The sequence below is a fragment of the Planctomycetota bacterium genome, from assembly GCA_016125255.1.
Taxonomy (GTDB): domain Bacteria; phylum Planctomycetota; class Phycisphaerae; order Phycisphaerales; family Zrk34; genus RI-421.
In genome coordinates, this window is the sequence record WGMD01000007.1 from 159,543 (window position 1) to 177,440 (window position 17,898).

Consider the following 17,898-nt stretch of genomic DNA (forward strand, 5'->3'; position numbering starts at 1 on the left):
ATGGCGCCGACGCTGCTGGGCGAGCACATGACGCTCACCTGTCCGCAGTGCGGGTACACGTTCACGACCGGCCCGCGCGACTACCGCAGCGCCTCCGAACCGCTGCCGATTCAGGGCGAAGCGCACAACCCGATCATCGCGGCGTGCCCGATGTGCGATTTTCCGATTCGTCACGATTCGATGCGCCTCAACGCCGGCGACCGCATTCTCGTGCTCAAGTATCCGTATGCGTTCTTTGAGCCCGATCGCTGGGACGTCGTGGTGTTCAAAAACCCCGAGAACCCGGACATCAACTACATCAAGCGGCTCGTCGGTTTGCCGGGCGAACAACTGTGGATCGTCAACGGCAATGTGTACACGAAGAAGCTCACGCCGGACGGCCGGGTCGATCACGACGAGCATGCCAAGTGGACGATTCAGCGCAAGCCCGAGAAGGTGCAGCGGGCGGTCTGGCAGCCGGTGTATCACAGCGACTATTACCCGCTCGATGACGGTCAGGGGATGAAACGGGACATCGGTCGCCAATCGCTGGTCTGGTCCGAGCCGTGGCGCGGCACGGGCGAATCGGAGGCGAGCTGGAAGTTCGACAAGCGCGGTCCGCGCTGGACTTATGACGATTCAGCGGGACGGCCGGGCGTGCTGACGTTCGCATTCGAGCCGACGACGATGGCCAATTACTACGCCTACAACAGCGTTTCAGGCGAGGGGCCGATCGGCAGTTCGACGTTCGAGGACATGCGTCTGTCGGCCTCGCTTTCGCCGCGGGGGGCGGGTCTGGCCGCGACGCTGACCTGCTCGACCCACGACACGCTGATGCAGGGTGTGATCGAATCCGATGGCAAAGTCCGCTTGCAGTCCCGGCTCATCGAAACGCCGGCGGGGCAGGCGCCGACGTGGACCGTGCGGGCGGAAGGCGCGGCGGCTCCTCTGGCCGTCGGTCGCAGCACGCGGGTCGAACTCTGGCATGTGGATCAAACGCTCAGTCTTTGGGTGGACGGCAAGCAGGTCGCGCACTGGCAGTATGACGATGTGGACGTGGAGCGGTTGGCGCATACGAGCATCCCGCGTTACGCTCCGGTCGTCGGCATCGAGGTGCGCGGAGCGCCGGTGGAGCTGCGCTCCGTCGATCTGGACCGCGATCTGTATTACACGCAACAGGGCATGGGCGCGCTGGCGACGCATGACAACCCCGCCATGATCACCGCCGACCGCTTCTTCTGCCTCGGCGACAACAGCCCCGCGTCCAGCGACGGGCGGCTCTGGTCCAAGGTCAACGACTGGGTCGCCTACCGCACGGGCGTCCCCGCCGGGTTCGTTCCGCGCGATCTGATGATCGGCCGGGCGTTCTTCGTCTACTTCCCCGCACCGCATCGCTTTTCCCCCAGCTCGATGCCCCTCGTCCCCAACTTCGGGAAAATGCGGTTTATTCACTAAATGGCGATATCGTGATGTGGCGAAGTGGTGATGTGAAACCGCACTTTGCCTTCACATCACCACTTCGCCAAATCGCCACTTCACCACTTATCCCCCGCCCTTCCCAACCCCCGCCCGCTCCTCTATACTGTGCTTTCCGTGAAGAATATCACGATTCGGAGCCGCCCCAGCCATGCCGTATGAATTGCAACCCTTCGACGTGGATGTGGACACCACACCGTACGTCGACGATTTCAAGAACACCGATGAACGCTGGACCCTGAACTTCGGGCCTCAGCATCCTTCGACGCACACGACGCTCCGCATCGTGCTCCAACTCGACGGCGAGCGCGTCGTCCGGGCCGTGCCGCACATCGGATATCTGCACTCGGGCTTCGAGAAGCTCGGCGAGAAGCACGACTACAACCAGTACGTGACCGTCACGGATCGGATGAACTACCTTTCGCCGATCGCCAACAACATCGCATGGCACCACGCCTGCGAGAAGCTTTTCGACATTGATCTGACGCCGCGCTGCAAAGTGCTGCGGACGATCGTCGCCGAACTCGCCCGCATTCAGGACCACCTGCTCTGCGCCGGCGCGGCCGCGCTGGACCTCGGGGCGTTCACCGCGTTCCTCTATGGCTTCAACGAACGCGAGAACATCTACGACATCTGCGAATACATCTCCGGCGCCCGGTTCACCACAAGCTGGACCCGCGTCGGCGGTTTGAATCAGGACCTGCCCGACGAGGCGATCTTCAAAGCCAAGGTCAAGAAGTTCATCACCGAACAGGCCCCGCCGGCGATCGCGGACCTCGAAGGACTGCTCAACAAGAACCGCATCTTCGTCGATCGCACCGCCGGCATCGGCACGATCAGCACGGAGGACGCCGTCGCGTGGTCATTGACCGGCCCGGTGGCGCGGGCGGCGGGCGTCAAGCGCGACCTCCGCAAGGATGAGCCCTACCTCTGCTACGCCGACAACTGGGATGGACAGGGCGCCAAGGCCGTCGACTTCAAAGTGCCCATCATGTACGAAGGCGATGTCTACTGCCGGTACCGCATCCGCATCGAAGAGATGAAGCAGTCGATCGAAATCATCCGCCAGCTCATCGACAACATCCCCCCCGGCTCCGTCAACGTCTACGACGACCGCGGCGTGCACATCCCCTCCAAGAGCGAAACCTACGGGTCGATCGAAGGACTCATTCACCACTTCGAATTGATCATGACCAATCGCAAATGGAAAGCCCCGATCGCGGAAGTGTACGGGGCGAACGAAACGGCCAACGGCGAGCTGGGCTTCTACCTCGCCGCCGACGGCGGGCCAAGACCCTGGCGCGCCCGCTGCCGTCCGCCGTCTTTCATCAACTACCAGTCGTTCCCGAAAATGATGGAGGGCCACCTGCTCTCCGACGTCGTCGCGGTGCTCGGATCACTGAACGTCATCGCGGCGGAACTCGATCGCTGATTGTAAAGCCGCGACCGCTGGTCGCGCTCCTGCTGGGAAATACACCATGGCTTGGATCGTCAAAGACAGAGCACACGCCCACGTCGAGCGTCGCGCCGACCCCTACGTCACCGATGCGATCAAAAAGCATTTCGAAAAGGACATCCTCCCGCGCTACGCCACGCGTCAGGCCGCCACGCTTCCGCTCGCGCATGAGATCCAACACGAGAACGGTTTCATCCCCGAGCAGGCGATCGAGGAGATGGCCGCCTTCCTCGATCTGTCCTTCGCCGAAGTGCTCGACACGATCAGCTTCTACGAGGAGTTCCACCTCAAGCCCACCGGCAAGTACTACATCCAGATCTGCCGCTCCATCGCCTGCGAACTCTGCGGCTACAAGCAGCTTTCCAAAAAGGTGCAGGAGAAGCTCGACATCCTGCCCGGCGAAACGACCGACGACGGCAAGTGGACCCTCATGGAACTCGAATGCCTCGGCGCCTGCGATCACGCCCCGATGGCGCTCATCGACGAAAAACTGCACGGCCCGCTGACCTGGGAAAAACTCGAACAGGTCATCGACAATATGCCCGACTGATTGCCCCCGCGTGATGCGTAAGATGACTCATGAACTGGTTCACGAACCTCTGTCACAACCTCGGCCTGATGGTGCACAACATCCGTCATCCCGATGATCCGTCCAACAAACAGATCGTCCGCAAAAAGACCGAGGAAGCACAGATGGGCAACATGATCCTCCGACGCACCACGATTGACGAGATCGAGTACACCGACGACAAACACGATTGACGGTAAAGCCGCGACCGCCGGTCGCGCTCTTCAGACGGAACTCCACCATGGCCCTTGAACATCCCGTATTGTGCAAACGCATTCCGACCTGGCCCTGGGGCGATCCCAAGGACCGGCACACCGTCCTGTTTGACGAGTACGTCAGGACCGGCGGATACGAACAGCTTCGCAAAGCGGTGAAGATGGAGCCCAAGGCGCTGGTCGATCTGGTCAAGTCGTCGGACCTGCGCGGCCGCGGGGGCGCGGGGTTTTCCGCGGGGCTCAAGTGGTCGTTCCTCCCGGCGCCGGACGGCGAGCCGCGCTATCTGGCGGTCAATGCCGACGAGTCGGAGCCGGGCACGTTCAAAGACCGTCTGCTCATGGAATGTGACCCGCACGGGATGCTTGAAGGCATCGCCATCGCCTGTCACGCCACGCAGGCCGACACCGCCTACATCTACATCCGCGGCGAATATCACCACGAAGCGCACATCGTCGAGAACGCCATCGCCGAGGCCTACGCCAACAACATCTTCGGCGAGAATTCGATCGTCGGAAAAGTGAACGGCCGCCCGCTCCGCTGCTTCCTGCATCGCGGGGCCGGGGCGTATATCTGCGGCGAGGAAACCGGCCTGCTCGAGTCGCTTGAAGGCAAGCGCGGCTGGCCCCGCATCAAGCCGCCCTTCCCCGCCATCAAAGGCCTCTTCGGCCGCCCCACCGTCATCAACAATGTCGAAACCCTCGCCATTCTCCCGGCGATTCTCGAAAACGGAGTCGACTGGTTCAAGTCGATCGGCTGCGCGTCGAAACTCGCGCCCAACGCCCCCGGCAGCTTCGGCCCCAAACTCTTCGGCGTCTCCGGACACGTCAACCGTCCCGGCGTCTACGAAGCCGAACTCGGCATCAAGATGAGCGAACTCATCGAAAAACACTGCATGGGCATGCGCGGCGGAAAGAAGTTCAAAGCCGCGATCCCCGGCGGCGTCTCCATGGGATTCCTCTCCACCGATCAATACGACGCCGAACTCGACTTTGACATCGGACGCCGCTACGGCGTGCTCGGACTCGGAACCGCCGGCGTCATCGTCATGGACGAAGACGTCGACATCGTCACCGCCACGCGCAATATCGTGAGGTTTTTCAGCCACGAATCCTGCGGACAGTGCACCCCCTGCCGCGAGGGCTCCGGCTGGCTCTACCAGATGCTCTGCCGCATCGAAGCCGGCGAAGGCAAGCTCAAGGACCTGGACATCCTCGACGAAGTCGCCAAGTCCATGGGCGCCATGCCCGGCACCACCATCTGCGGCCTCGCCGACGGAACCAACTGGGCCGTCAAAACCGCCTTGCAGAAATTCCGCCCCGACTTCGAAGCCAAATGCAAACCCACCCTCGTGCAGGTCGGCGTCAGCGTCGGGGCGTGAACGGAGCGGCGCGCTTCGCCGTGCTCACGCTGGCGCTTTTTGCCGGCTCCCTCTGCGCCGCGGCGGACGACTTTCACCCCCGATCGCTGCTCTTTCTTCTCCAGGCCGACCGCATTTCGCACGACCGCGCCGCCGCCGCGAAGGCGATCGCCGACGCGGGGCGCGACCTCATGGTCATCGACATGGCCTTCAGCGGCCCGAATCTCTGGACCGCGGACGACCTGCGGACCATGCGGGCGGAACAGCCCCAGCGGCGCATCGTGGCGTACCTGTCGATCGGCGAGGCGGGCGAATATCGCGATTACTGGCAGCGCCCATGGAAGCACTCCCCGCCCGACTGGCTCTTGAGCCCCAACCCCGACTGGCCCGATGATCATCGCGTCAAGTACTGGGACCCCCGCTGGCAGGCGATCATCCTCGCCGAACTCGACCGCATCCTCGCGCAGGGATTCGACGGCGTGTACCTGGACATCGTCGACGCCTTCGAATTCTTCGAGCACGACACGACGACCGACACCTGGATCGATCATCGACCCAACCACGAAACCGCAAACACCTACCGGCAGGACATGATCGCATGGGTGAAAAAAGTCGCCCAGCACGCCCGCGCGAAAAACCCCGGCTTCCTGATCATCCCCCAGAACGGCGTGCAGCTTCTTGAAGACGCCGACTACGAAAAGCTCATCAGCGCCGTCGGCGTCGAAGACCTTTTCACCGATGGCAAAAAACGCCAGCCACCCAAAGATCACACGGACTACCAGTTGAGTTTCCTTCGCCGCACCCACAAGCCCGTCATGATCATCGAGTACGCCACGAAGCCGAACCTCCGCCAGATCAGCATCGACGGCGCGAAAGCCGCGGGCTATGTCCTCCTGCTCACCGACCGCAACCTCACCACGCTCGGCCAGTCGCCTTGATCGCGTCAGCCGCCCGTCACCAACGCACTTCGCCCACGCCACCACGGGCCGACCCGTTCCGGGTCGGTGCCTTGATCGTCTTGAATGTGTTGATCCGATCCCCGACCCCGAAGGGGTCGGCTATATCCGCCGCATCATCCCATTTCACTTGCGTCGTGACCCTGAACGTCAGGAAGCTGAAACGGAACATGACCCACACCCCGCGCACCTCCCCCGCCGCATCCCGCACCACCACATACACCGGACAATCCTGCCGCGACCGCCTCCGAAACGGACACCGCGACAACGCCGTGGACCTACGCGAGCCGCCACTCGGATGCGACACATGGGCCGACGCCGCTTCGCCAGGCCGAATGGATACGTGGAATGAACGGTTCAGCGAAGTAGGGTGGGTCAAGCGCAGCGGACCCGCCACGCGAGGCGTAGAATGATTCGATGCCCGAATATCGTCGTTGGCGACAGGTCGGCGGAACTTACTTTTTCACCGTCAATCTCAAAGATCGACGCAAGCGATGGCTCGTCGAGCAGATCAAACATCTCCGCCGCGCGTTCGCAGCGGTGCGGGAAGCGCGGCCGTTTGAGATTGACGCGGCCGTGGTGCTGCCGGAGCATCTGCACATGATCTGGACGTTACCCGCCGGAGACGACGACTTTTCAACGCGCTGGCGTCTCATCAAGGCGCGCTTCGCACGGCGCATCGGCCGCGCATCGCATCGCCGCCCGAGCCAGATCGCCAAAAATGAAAGCGGCGTGTGGCAGCGACGGTTTTATGAGCATCTCATTCGTGATGACGACGATTTCGCAGCCCACGTCGATTACATTCATTACAACCCGGTCAAGCACGGGCATGTGAGTCGCCCGATCGATTGGCCGTATTCGTCGCTGCATCTGTTCGTCCGCCGCGGGATCTTCGATGCGGATTGGGGCACGAGTGGGATTGAAACAAAATTGGAGGTTGAATAATTCATGGAACGCCGCGCGAATGTCACCGCTCAAACTTTGGATATGGGTCCGTCATGCGTGGTGGGTCCGCTGCGCTTGACCCACCCTACCTCGCTCACATATCCAAAGAAATGCTAGACAAGAAGATATTCGATATGAGTGTTGCTCATGGCCTAATAACGAAAGAAGGTGCAGCACTAATAGGTAGAAAAGCATTGAAGACATGGCCAGGACGCTCAAAATATTATTATGAAATTAGGGAGACTTTTGGAGGTTCTTGGGGACGGGTACGCATTATTGACAAACCCATCATAAAGGGTGGAAAGATGTTCATGAAAGTATTGGTGCCCGGACTAGGTATATTAGCTCTTACGGCCAATGTTCAAGCAGATGGTGTAGTATTAGGGACCATAAATACAATGTTGCCTGTAGATACACATACGGTGGATGAACTTCGGCAAGTAGTAAGCGATGCATATGATCGACGTTGGGAGGCAGGTAGAAATAATCTTGTGAATCGAGCAATCAAGTCAGCAGGTGGAATGGATGACGAAATGCGCAGAATCTATGGACACTCGCACGGAGATAAGATCGATCCACCTACGCACACCAAGTCGCCGAGTGGCTCAACCCACGAACATGAAACGTTGTATCAGTGGCTTTGGAGTCTATTGGGCATACATTGAGATGCAATCGGTGCAATATGAATTATATTTTGCATAGTCGTGATGAAGTAATTGATGTGATAAGGAATTCTGCTCTGGGTTCTGAGTGGTACAAAATAGTACCTCTACTCACAACGAAAATTACGTTCAAGCCGCGCCCATCGCTTGAGAGTGAAATACCTATCGGTTGTTCACGATGTGGCGGAGTCCCTGATTTACCACCAAATGTGCAAATTCCGACGAATAATGGCAAGCCACTCGAACTGCTGGCTCAGTTTGACCTACGTGATATCGCAAAACATGATGTTGAGAGGCGTTTGCCCTCACAAGGACAGCTATATTTCTTTTGTGAATATCCGCCCACAAATGGATATTGTCTAGAAGATCGTGCTGCATTTAAAGTCTTGTACCTGAATGTTCCAAATGACCAGCTAGTCAGAAAAATGTATTCTATGCGGATGAATGATCGTCCCGCTTGCTCATGGAGTCGAGTTGACTTTTATGCTCAGTGGGAACTCCCATCCATAAATGATGAGATTGTCGCAGCCTCCGGCTTGCGTACCTTGGATGCGGAAGAGGTTGAATTGTATTACGAATGCCTTGATCCTGTACGCATTCATGGCTCAGCCCATCGCCTGCTTGGCCATTCGGTCATCTTCCAACACCCAATGCGTCTGAGTTGTGAATTATTGAGTAATGGGTTGTCAGACTCAACCGAGGGCATGGATCAGCATGTGATTCAGCATTATAGGGATGCTTCCATGAATTGGTGTCCGCTTGCAACATTTTCAAGCGAGAGTGATCTAGGCTGGAAGTGGTACGATGATGGAATATTAACCTATTGGATTCGTCAAGACGATTTGGCATCACAAAAATTTGATAACACATGGACATTACTGCAATTTTGACATTGTGTGATGTGCGATTGTGCCCTAGATGTACATAGGTTTGAGGTATGTACAATTGTCGAAAATCACGTGATACTATTCGATAGCAATAACTGATCGTATGACAACCCCCAACCCCAACCAACTCCTCCTCGGCTTCACGGCGTGTTACGACAATGCGTCGAACCGGCTGTTTGAGCGGCATCTGCATAATCCGCTTTTCAGCCATCTGTATCCGGCCGATCAGTACGACTCGGCCAACCGCCTGCTCGAAGTGAAGCGCGGCAAGCTCGACCCCGGCATGTCGCCGCCTTCGACGATCACCATCCCCACCGGCGACGAAATCAAACTCCGCGGGGCCGACACGTCGTGCAGCTACAACCTCGACCTCGTCGGCAACTGGACCGACACCGAATACACCCCCGTCGGCGACATGTCCCTGACGACCGATGATCGACAATGCGGGATTACTTCGTTGATACACTGGTGACGAGGTCATCATGAACCATTCACTTCGCCAATTCGTCATCGCGTGTCTCGCTTCGTTGATCGTCACATCCGCCGCGCTTGCCGCCGATGATGGCGCGGCCATGCCCGATGGCCGCTATCTCTACATGGCCCAACCCGACGGCGCGCAGACCGAAAATCGCTCGGGCGTCGGCATACTCGTCTTCGATCTCGATCATGACTTTCGTCTCGTTCGACGCATTCCGGTCGAGCACATTGACGAAGGCGTGCGGGGCATGACCGGGTCGCTGGTCAATCATGCGCTGTACATGGGCACGACGAATCGGCACCTGACCGCGGTCGATCTCGAGACCGGCAAGACGGTCTGGCAGAAGCAGTATCCGCTCGGCTGCGATCGCTCGTGCATCACGCCCGATGGCAAGAAGCTCTACGTGCCGACGGGTTGGTGGTACGCCGCCGACGATGGCGGGTTTCTGGTCATCGATCCGGCGGACGGGTCGCTGATGAAGCGACTGTCCGTCGGGCCGCAGGCGCATAATTCGATCGCCGCGCCGTCCGGCCGGCTCGTACTGCTCGGCACGCGCACGCGGCTGACCGTCTTCGACCCCGCCGATGATCATGTGGTTCACACCATCGACCCCGTCGGCGAAGTCAACGTCTTCCCCTACACGCTCACCAGCGACGAGCGCACCGCCTACGTCTGTCTCGGCAAACACGTCGGCTTCGACATCGTCGATCTCGCTGCCGGCAAAGTGACGGGCCGTGTCATGGCCCTCGACGACGCCGGGAAGACCATCACGCACCGCACGCACGGCGCCGGCCTGACCCCCGATGAATCGGAGCTCTGGATCAGCGACCAGGTCGGCAAGCGGCTCTACATCTTCGACAACACCGTGACGCCCCCCAAGCAGATCGATCACGTCGACCTCTCCTCCGGAGGCCACGGCTGGATCTGCTTCTCCCTCGACGCAAAGTACGCCTTCTGCCACACCCCCGACATCTTCGACGCGCATACGCACAAGCTCATCGCCCAATTCAAAGACGAAACCGGCAAACCCGTCGGCGGCTCCAAGTTCATCGAAGTGCATTTCAAAAACGGCAAAGTCACCGCAATGGGCAACGAATTTGGACTGGGGCGCAAAACACAACAGGGTGCGGATGCGTCGAAGTAAGTCGGGGCAAGCGGAGCGGGCGCGCATCACGAAATTAATCGCTCAAGCACCGGGCTGGGGGCAGCCCGGCTCGGACTTGCCTGGGTGGGCGGGGGGTGATCGAATGGCGTGGGGAGTCGGAGCCGGCGTGCCCTCACGCCGGTCGGTACGCCCTCGCTTGGAAGGGGTGGAAGCAAAAAAACAGCCCCCCGGTTTACGGAGGGCTGCGGATGAGCTTCATACAAATCGACGACGCGCCAGGCGATCAGGCGTTGGACTGTTCCTCGCGTTCGTCGAGGAGGTCGACGGCGGTGACGATGAGCTTTTCAAGGCGCAGGGGCTTGTGCATGTAGGCGTCGACGCCGAGCGTTTCGGCGTAGGCCTGATGGCGCTTGCCTTCGTTGGCGGTGACCATGATGACGACGGGCGGCTTGGGCTGGGTCTTGACGCGCTCGAGCACGAGGAACCCGGAGCGCTTGGGCAGCATCATGTCCAGCACGAGCACATCCGGCGGATCGCTGTCGCAGATGGAGACGGCCGTGTTGCCGTCCGAGCAGCACTGGGTCAGGGCGCCTTCGGATTGAAGCGCCTGCTTGACGACGGCGAGCACGTCCGCGTCATCGTCGACGATGAGGATGCGGCGGCCCTGAAGGCGCTTGGTCGAGGTCTGTTCGTCCATAGTGAAACAACTCCAATCTTCGTTCTTGCGGGAATGGAACATTGTCTGCCGCACGCCCCCCCGGGTCAAGTCAGCCGGGTCGGTCGGCGGGCGAGCCCTTAACCGGCCGCCTCGGCGAGCGGTTCGGCGAGCCGGGTCATCTCCGTTTGGGTCATCCACGGCAGCGCCTCCAGTTGCCGGCGAAGTCCGTCGGGCAGGGGCTTGCCGAGCTTTTCGTGACGGGGCCGGGAGCGCCAGCGGCGATGGATCCAAAGGTACTGCTCGGGGTCATCGCGGATGATCAACTCCATCGCGCGGTTGTAACGGGCGGTCAGATAGAAAAGCGGATCGGGCTGCGCTTGCCAGTCGGCCGGTTCGATGACGTCCTTGACGAAGAACTCGTAGCGGAATTTGCCGTCGAGCCGACGTGCCCCGCCGCAGACGACGGAGGCGTTGTAACGGATGGCGAGCAGGCCGATCGATTTGTAGGTCGAGGCGAGCTTGCCCATGAAGGGGACGAACATGCCTTTTTCGCCGGCGTTCTGATCGGCGATGAAGGCGATGGTCCCGCCCTTTTCGAGGAGTCCGGTCATGACTTCGGTCGCGCCCCATTTGGTGATGATGCGCATGCCCATGCGCTGCCGGACGCCGAGCAGGTAGTCGTTGACGAGCGGATTGTCGATCGGGCGCGCGACGGCGGACATGTCGATGCCGAGCATGGCCATGACGTACCCCAGCACCTCCCAGTTGCCGAAGTGCGGCGTGAGCACGATGGTCGGGCGGTCGTTGAGCAGGCGGTCCATGAGCAGGGCCTGCCCGCGCAGCTCGATGCGGTCGGCCCAACTGTCGAGGGTCATGAGTCGGGGCGTGAAGAGCACTTCGACGCCGAGCTGAAGGAAATGCTCAATCGACGCACGGGCGATGTCGGCGACGCGGTCGGCGGGCAGCTCGGGCATGGAGCGGGCGATGTTTTGCGTGGCGCGCTTGCGGTGCTTGCGGTTGAAGCGGTACATGAGCGACCCGAGCGAGCGGGCGCTGGCGAGGTTCCGGTCGACGTCAAAGCAGTGCAGGGCCGCAGCGCCGAAGCGCAGGGCCAGGTACTGCGACCAGTTGATCAGGGGCGATTGATGACGGGCCATGATCTGCGAGCGGCGCGATCGATGGGCCGATCAGCGCTGCTGATGGTAATAGCCGATCAGGGCCAGGAAGCGGTTCTGGGAGATGATCGGCACCGAGAGCGTGACGGCTTCGTTGCGCAGCTCGATGTAGTGATCCCACTGCTGCTTGGCCTGAATAGCGGCCTTGATGACGGCGGGGTCGCGCGTGCCGGGGGGCACGGGCTGGGGCAGTTCGGGCTCCTGACCGACGACGAGGAAGTCGGTGTCGAGCGGCAGCAGGTTCTTGCCCGCCGCATCCTTGCTCAAAAGCGCGGTCATGCGCAGCTCGCGGTCGCGCGGATCGGTGACCTGCCCGCCCCACTTGGTGATGAGGTTGACCACCTGATCGTGATCGGCCAGCGTCGACTTGCCGTCGCCGTCGAGGTCGAAGTCGCCGAACACGTAGAACTTGAACACGCGGTCCTTGTCATAGACGAGGTTGGCGACGAGGTCGTTGGCGAGGACGGGGCGGTTGTAGCTGGCGCGGACGACGCGGCAGGTGGCGGTGTTGGACTCCATGTCGACGACTTCGATGGAGGCCTTGCCGCGGAGCGTGCCGTCGTCGTTGACTTCGACGCCGCGCAGGGCATCGAAAACTTCGAAGGTCATGCCGAGCACGAGATGATCGCTCTGGCCGAGGTTGATGTAGATGAGGTTCTCATCGGGGTTGACGGCCAGGACCTTGCCGTCGGCTTCGCGCGTCGCATCGGGGACGGTCGGCTTCTCGGTCTTGAACTGAGCGATCAGTTCCTTGATGCGCAGATCGCGCTTGCCGACTTCGCCTTCGAGGCGGCGGATTTCATTGTCGCGCTGACGGACCTCGGCGGCGGAAGCGCCCTGCGCCGCTTCGAGGCGCTTGGCGATTTCGTCACGCTGATCGTCCACGCTCTTCTGATAAGCCGTGTAGTCGTCCTTGAGCTTCTTGATCTCGGCGCTCAGGGCGGCGATCTTCTGCTGGCGGTCCTGCTGGGTCGAATCGTATTGGCTCTTGAGCGTCTGAAGCTCTTCCTGACGATCCTTGATCTGCTTCTCGAGCAGCGCGACCTGCTGCGTGGACTTGTCCAGATCGGTGCGCAGCTTGGTCATCACGGCGACGACATTGTTGTCGACGACGCCGACGGCGCGGAGGGCTTCTTCGATGCCGTGCTGCGAGGTGTCACCCGAACCGGTGACGAGGCGCACAAGCGCCGAATGCTCGGTCTGCATGTTGGTGAGGACGGAGCGATTGGCGTCCTTGGCCTGCTGAATGACCTGAGCGGTCTCGGGCTTGAGCAGTTCGCCGGAGCGGACGAATTCTTCGAGTTTGGCGGTGGCCTGACTGGTCTTCTTGTCGGCCTCGTCGACCTTGGAGTAGAACAGAATGGACAGGCCGAGCGTCGTCAGGAACAGAAAGATGAACAGCACCAGCACATACATCATGCCACTGGGTCCGCGTCCGACTCGTCGTGCCGCCATACCGATACCTCCGATGCATTTGTGGGGAGCCGTTAGTGTCGCTTAATTATACGGTTGTGTCAAGCGGCGGGTTTGCCGGAAATAAAAAACCGCCGTGCGGACGGCGGTGATGGATTGATTGCGGGGCAAGCGAGGCGGCGCGGGTTTATTCCTCGGCCTTCTCGATGAGCCAGTATTCCATCTCGACGGGCGTGGCGCGGCCGAAGATGGTCACAATCACGCGGACCTTGCCCTGTTCGGGGAGCAAGCTGTCGACGGTGCCGTCCATGTTCTCGAAGGGCCCTTCCTTGATCTTGACGGGGTCGCCGGGGCTGAACTCCATCTTGACTTCGGGCTGATCCTCGGGCTTCTTGGACGCGGCGATCATCTTCTCGACTTCGGGGACGGACATCTTGGCGGGTCGGCCGGCGGTGCCGATGAAGTCGCCCACACCGGTCGTTTCCTTGATGAGGAAGAAGACGTCCTGGGGGATGCGGCCGTCGTCTTCGAGCTTCATCTCCACGAAGACGTAGCCGGGATAGAGCTTCGTCTCGGTGATGCGGGTCTTGCCGGCCTTCATCGTCTTCTTCTTCTCGGTGGGGACGAGAATGCGGTTGACGCGGTCGGTGAGACCTTCGATCTTGATTTTGCGAAGGAGCGTCTCGCGGACGGAGTCTTCCTTGTTGGAAGCGACGCGCAGGACGAACCAGTCCATGCCTTCGGTGAACATGGGCTCTTCGCCCGGTTCGAGGGCGACGGGCTTGGTCTGCACCGGCGCGGCGGTTTGCGATTCGTTGATGTCGTGTTCGGACTCGGCCATCGGTCCGCTCCGATTCAGCTTAGCAAAAGGTTAAATGTCCAGGACCTTGATCCACTTGAAGAACGACGAAAAGGCCACGTCGGACAGGAACAGGAGCGTCGCGAGCAGGATGACGCACCAGATGACGACCCACGTCGAGCCGATCACTTCCTTGCGAGCGGGCCAGTTGACTTTCTTCATTTCGCCTTCGGTGGCGATCATGAAGTCGCACGTACGGGGGCTCGTGCCGGTGAAGCGGTAGAGGAGCAGTCCGACGGCGATGATGACGGCCAGGGCGACGCCCCAGCGGATGAACACGCCGTAGTCGGACTGGATGACCTCCAGCTTCTGCATGATCCACAGCGCGCCGGCGACGACGAGGATCCCGCCGCCCAGCGCGCTGAGCAGCCGCGTCCAGTAGCCTTGTCCGGGTTTGTACACCTTCAGCGACATCGCGGGACTTTCATGTTGTCGGCGGCCCGGGCGAAACGCTTCGCCGATTCGGCCGCCGGTCGGTTTCTACACGCCAGGAGGGAATCGAACCCCCAACCTGCCGCTTTGGAGACGGCTGCTCTGCCAATTGAGCTACTGGCGTTCGAGTCGGGCGCCCCTTCGGGGCGGCCGCTGACGCAAGCGCAAAATTACTTGCGCTTGATCTTATGCATCGTGTGCTTGCGTTCGTGGGGGCAGTACTTTTTCATGCCCGCCTTGAGCTTCTCGGGCATGCCGCCCTTGACGTTCACCGGCGTGCGATAGTTGAGCTCATCGCACTCGGAGCACTGAAGCCACACGTCTTCGACTGCCTGGGATTTCTTGGCCATGGGACCGTTTCCATAAAATCGGGGCGGGGGGACTTAAGTCCCCCCGCCTCGAAATGTGTTTCTCAACGTCAACCGCTCAGGCGAGGATCTTGGTCACGACGCCGGCGCCGACGGTGCGGCCGCCTTCACGCACGGCGAAGCGAACCTGCTCCTCCATCGCGATCGGCTTCATCAGCTCGACCTCGACGGTGATGTTGTCGCCGGGCATGCACATTTCCGCGCCGCCCAGCAGCTTGATCCCGCCCGTCACGTCCGTCGTGCGGAAGTAGAACTGCGGCTTGTAGCCGGAGAAGAACGGCGAGTGACGGCCGCCTTCCTCCTTGGTCAGCACGTAGATTTCCGCCTCGAACTTGATGTGCGGCGTGATGGACTTGGGAGCCGCGACGACCTGTCCGCGTTCCACGTCCGCCTTTTCGATACCACGCATGAGGAGTCCGACGTTGTCGCCGGCCTGGCCTTCATCCATGGTCTTGTTGAACATTTCCACGCCGGTGATGGTCGTTTCCTTGGTGTCCTTGAGGCCGACGATTTCGGCCTTGTCACCGACCTTGATGCGGCCGCGTTCGATACGACCGGTGGCGACGGTGCCGCGGCCCTTGATGGAGAAGACGTCTTCGACGCTCATCAGGAAGGGCTTGTCGGTCTCGCGCTCGGGGATGGGGATCCAGGTGTCCAGCGCGTTCATCAGTTCGGCGATGCACTTGGTCGCTTCGGGGTCCTTCGGATTCTGAAGGGCCGGGAAGGCGGCGCCGCGGATGATCGGGGTGTCGTCTTCGAAGTCGTACTTGGCGAGCAGTTCCTGCACTTCGAGTTCGACGAGGTCCAGGAGTTCGGCGTCATCGACGAGGTCGACCTTGTTGAGGAAGACGACGAGCTTGGGCACGTTGACCTGACGGGCGAGCAGGACGTGCTCGCGGGTCTGAGGCATCGGGCCGTCGGCGGCGGAGACGACGAGGATGCCGCCGTCCATCTGAGCCGCGCCGGTGATCATGTTCTTGACGAAGTCGGCGTGTCCGGGGCAGTCGACGTGAGCGTAGTGCCGGGTGTCGGACTCGTACTCGACGTGGCTGGTGGCGATGGTGACGATCTTGGTGGGGTCACGACGGCCGTCCGACTCCGAGGCCTTGGCGACTTCGTCGTAGGCCTTGTAGTTGGCCAGGCCCTTGGCGGCCTGCACGGCGGTGATCGCCGCGGTGAGCGTGGTCTTACCATGGTCGACGTGGCCGATCGTGCCGACGTTCACGTGGGGCTTGGTTCGTGTGAAAACACCCGTTGCCATCGGAGAACCTCCGTAATGAGTTCTGTACAGTGCTGTCCGTTGCCTGTCTTGTACGGGCCCGTCCACCGCGGAGGCGCCCAGCGATTTCCATTTCTCGATAGCGAGACAAAGCCACCGACGGGGCTTGAACCCGTGACCTCACCCTTACCAAGGGTGTGCTCTACCACTGAGCTACGGTGGCGAGTCCGGCCGCCGATGCGGCTCCATCGAGCCCTACACTCTACACACACGGTGTAGAAACTACAAGGGGCGGTGCATCAGTCCCTGGACTGATATCACGCCCCAAGCCGTACAGCGCGATGAGCACATAGATTAGGCCGCGACAGGGCGTCAGTCAAATGGCTCGCCGCACCTTGTATCGGCCCGATTCGCCCGCTACCTTTGCCGCATGACCCATCCGCGCATCGACCCCGCCGACATCCGCGTCCTGCCCCTCGCTGACCGCAAAAGCTTTATCGACATCACGCGCGCCGCCGCCGATCCCGACGCCCCTCCGCCCCCCGCCGGACCCCTCGCCGCCGGCATCGACCAGCTCGCCGACGACATGCGCGACGCACGCCATCGCGGCGCGTCCGTCATGTGCGTCTACGGCGCCCACCTCATCAAAAACGGCTGCGCCCCCCTGATCAACCGCCTCGTCGAACACGGCTGGATCACCCATCTGGCCACCCAGGGCGCCGGCATCATTCACGACCTGGAATTCGCCTACCAGGGCGCGTCGAGCGAATCCGTGCGCGACAATGCGCCCGTCGGGCGCTTCGGGACATGGGACGAGACCGGCCGATTCATCAACCTCGCCGCGACCGTCGGCTCGATTCACAACATGGGCTTCGGACAATCCGTCGGCGCGATGATGTGCGCCGGCGGACTCGTGCTGCCGACGCGCGATGAGCTGCGCTTCGCCGTCGCCGAGGACCCCGACGATGCGCTCACCGCCGCGCGGGCGGATCTGCTGTCGATGATCAATGCGTTCGACCTGCCCAAATATATCGAATTTCCCTCGCCGTTCGGCCAATATTCGATCACGCAGCAGGCATATGAACAGGGCGTCCCGCTGACCGTGCATCCGGGCGTCGGTTATGACATCTTCGCCTGTCATCCGATGTTCAATCTTCACGCCGGCGGCGCGATCGGCCGGGCCAGCGCGGCGGACTTTCATTCGTTCGCGCATGCGATGACCAATCTGAGCAACGGCGTGTACCTGTCGGTCGGGTCGGCGGTGATGAGTCCGCAGGTGTTCGAGAAGGCGTTCAGCGTGGCGAACAATCTGCGCGAAGGGCGCGGCGAGCCGTTCATCGAAGGCCATCGCATCACGGTGGTGGACATTCAGGAGTCGGGCGGATGGGACTGGAGCCGGGACGGCGAGCCGCCGATGGACCACCCCGCGTACTATCTGCGCTGGTGCAAGTCGTTTCATCGCATGAACGGCACGCTCTCGTACCTTCAGGCCGATAACCGCGTGCTGCTGCACAACCTCGTGGCCCGGCTGGGCGGGTCGTAATGATTTTGCCGGTTGTGTTAACCTTTTGGCCCGGTTGACCGATACAATCCGGTCACTTGAATGGGACGATGCCCTGGGGTATAAGTACAGGGCTTGCGATCAGGGAACACACTCCCCTTCCGACAACGACAAAGGAGCCGTCGTGG

The 17,898-nt window shown here is 61.0% G+C and carries 20 protein-coding genes and 2 tRNA genes; 12 read left to right on the top strand and 10 right to left on the bottom strand.

The features are described 5' to 3' along the window. From lepB to GC162_08445, 6 genes are all read left to right on the top strand, one after another. Positions 1-1,434 carry a signal peptidase I gene (lepB, locus tag GC162_08420; protein ID MBI1368662.1) on the top strand — a complete coding sequence of 478 codons (1,434 nt, stop codon included), beginning with the start codon at positions 1-3 and terminating at the stop codon, positions 1,432-1,434. Between the two features lie 172 nt (positions 1,435-1,606). Then, complete coding sequence (locus GC162_08425) at positions 1,607-2,887, top strand: NADH-quinone oxidoreductase subunit D (GenBank protein ID MBI1368663.1); 1,281 nt, start codon at positions 1,607-1,609, stop codon at positions 2,885-2,887. A 46-nt stretch (positions 2,888-2,933) separates the two neighbouring features. Continuing rightward, positions 2,934-3,461, top strand: coding sequence for an NADH-quinone oxidoreductase subunit NuoE (gene nuoE / locus GC162_08430; GenBank protein ID MBI1368664.1), 528 nt, complete (start codon positions 2,934-2,936; stop codon positions 3,459-3,461). Between the two features lie 29 nt (positions 3,462-3,490). After that, positions 3,491-3,673: a hypothetical protein gene (locus GC162_08435; protein MBI1368665.1), complete on the top strand. Its 183-nt coding sequence runs from the start codon at positions 3,491-3,493 to the stop codon at positions 3,671-3,673. A 47-nt stretch (positions 3,674-3,720) separates the two neighbouring features. After that, entirely contained in the window at positions 3,721-5,073 is a 1,353-nt protein-coding gene (nuoF, locus tag GC162_08440) for an NADH-quinone oxidoreductase subunit NuoF (GenBank protein ID MBI1368666.1), read from the top strand. Then, complete coding sequence (locus GC162_08445; protein ID MBI1368667.1) at positions 5,028-5,990, top strand: hypothetical protein; 963 nt, start codon at positions 5,028-5,030, stop codon at positions 5,988-5,990. The genes nuoF and GC162_08445 overlap by 46 nt, the downstream gene beginning before the upstream one ends. A gap of 16 nt (positions 5,991-6,006) precedes the next feature. Here GC162_08445 and GC162_08450 read toward each other — a convergent pair whose 3' ends face one another. Next, on the bottom strand, positions 6,007-6,231 hold the full coding sequence (locus GC162_08450; protein ID MBI1368668.1) for a hypothetical protein: 225 nt from the start codon (positions 6,229-6,231) through the stop codon (positions 6,007-6,009). 194 nt (positions 6,232-6,425) lie between these two features. Between GC162_08450 and GC162_08455 the strand changes: the two genes are divergently transcribed. The 5 genes from GC162_08455 to GC162_08475 all read left to right on the top strand — a co-directional run bounded on the left by GC162_08455 (position 6,426) and on the right by GC162_08475 (position 10,124). Beyond that, positions 6,426-6,953 (top strand): transposase, encoded by a 528-nt coding sequence (locus GC162_08455; GenBank protein MBI1368669.1) that lies wholly within the window; start codon positions 6,426-6,428, stop codon positions 6,951-6,953. A gap of 110 nt (positions 6,954-7,063) precedes the next feature. Next, a complete protein-coding gene (locus tag GC162_08460) occupies positions 7,064-7,618 on the top strand; it encodes a hypothetical protein (protein ID MBI1368670.1) in 555 nt (184 codons plus the stop codon). Positions 7,619-7,635: 17 nt separating this feature from the next. Continuing rightward, on the top strand, positions 7,636-8,505 hold the full coding sequence (locus GC162_08465; GenBank protein ID MBI1368671.1) for a DUF1963 domain-containing protein: 870 nt from the start codon (positions 7,636-7,638) through the stop codon (positions 8,503-8,505). A 100-nt stretch (positions 8,506-8,605) separates the two neighbouring features. Then, on the top strand, positions 8,606-8,974 hold the full coding sequence (locus GC162_08470) for a hypothetical protein (GenBank protein ID MBI1368672.1): 369 nt from the start codon (positions 8,606-8,608) through the stop codon (positions 8,972-8,974). Between the two features lie 10 nt (positions 8,975-8,984). After that, positions 8,985-10,124 (top strand): PQQ-binding-like beta-propeller repeat protein, encoded by a 1,140-nt coding sequence (locus tag GC162_08475; GenBank protein ID MBI1368673.1) that lies wholly within the window; start codon positions 8,985-8,987, stop codon positions 10,122-10,124. Between the two features lie 244 nt (positions 10,125-10,368). Here GC162_08475 and GC162_08480 read toward each other — a convergent pair whose 3' ends face one another. From GC162_08480 to GC162_08520, 9 genes are all read right to left on the bottom strand, one after another. Further along, positions 10,369-10,782 (bottom strand): response regulator, encoded by a 414-nt coding sequence (locus tag GC162_08480; protein MBI1368674.1) that lies wholly within the window; start codon positions 10,780-10,782, stop codon positions 10,369-10,371. Positions 10,783-10,880: 98 nt separating this feature from the next. Next, on the bottom strand, positions 10,881-11,900 hold the full coding sequence (locus GC162_08485; protein MBI1368675.1) for a lipid A biosynthesis acyltransferase: 1,020 nt from the start codon (positions 11,898-11,900) through the stop codon (positions 10,881-10,883). Between the two features lie 30 nt (positions 11,901-11,930). Continuing rightward, positions 11,931-13,337 carry a hypothetical protein gene (locus GC162_08490; GenBank protein MBI1368676.1) on the bottom strand — a complete coding sequence of 469 codons (1,407 nt, stop codon included), beginning with the start codon at positions 13,335-13,337 and terminating at the stop codon, positions 11,931-11,933. Between the two features lie 181 nt (positions 13,338-13,518). Then, a complete protein-coding gene (nusG, locus tag GC162_08495) occupies positions 13,519-14,172 on the bottom strand; it encodes a transcription termination/antitermination factor NusG (protein MBI1368677.1) in 654 nt (217 codons plus the stop codon). A gap of 30 nt (positions 14,173-14,202) precedes the next feature. After that, positions 14,203-14,604: a preprotein translocase subunit SecE gene (secE, locus tag GC162_08500; GenBank protein MBI1368678.1), complete on the bottom strand. Its 402-nt coding sequence runs from the start codon at positions 14,602-14,604 to the stop codon at positions 14,203-14,205. Between the two features lie 69 nt (positions 14,605-14,673). Continuing rightward, positions 14,674-14,746, bottom strand: a tRNA-Trp gene (locus tag GC162_08505). A gap of 46 nt (positions 14,747-14,792) precedes the next feature. Continuing rightward, complete coding sequence (gene rpmG, locus GC162_08510) at positions 14,793-14,972, bottom strand: 50S ribosomal protein L33 (GenBank protein MBI1368679.1); 180 nt, start codon at positions 14,970-14,972, stop codon at positions 14,793-14,795. Positions 14,973-15,048: 76 nt separating this feature from the next. Then, the gene (tuf, locus tag GC162_08515) at positions 15,049-16,251 is read right to left on the bottom strand and encodes an elongation factor Tu (protein ID MBI1368680.1); all 1,203 of its coding nucleotides are present in this window, start codon (positions 16,249-16,251) and stop codon (positions 15,049-15,051) included. Between the two features lie 109 nt (positions 16,252-16,360). Continuing rightward, a tRNA-Thr gene (locus GC162_08520) sits at positions 16,361-16,432 on the bottom strand. A gap of 207 nt (positions 16,433-16,639) precedes the next feature. Here GC162_08520 and GC162_08525 point away from each other — a divergent pair. Further along, entirely contained in the window at positions 16,640-17,752 is a 1,113-nt protein-coding gene (locus GC162_08525; protein MBI1368681.1) for a hypothetical protein, read from the top strand. The last annotated feature ends 146 nt before the right edge of the window (positions 17,753-17,898 follow it).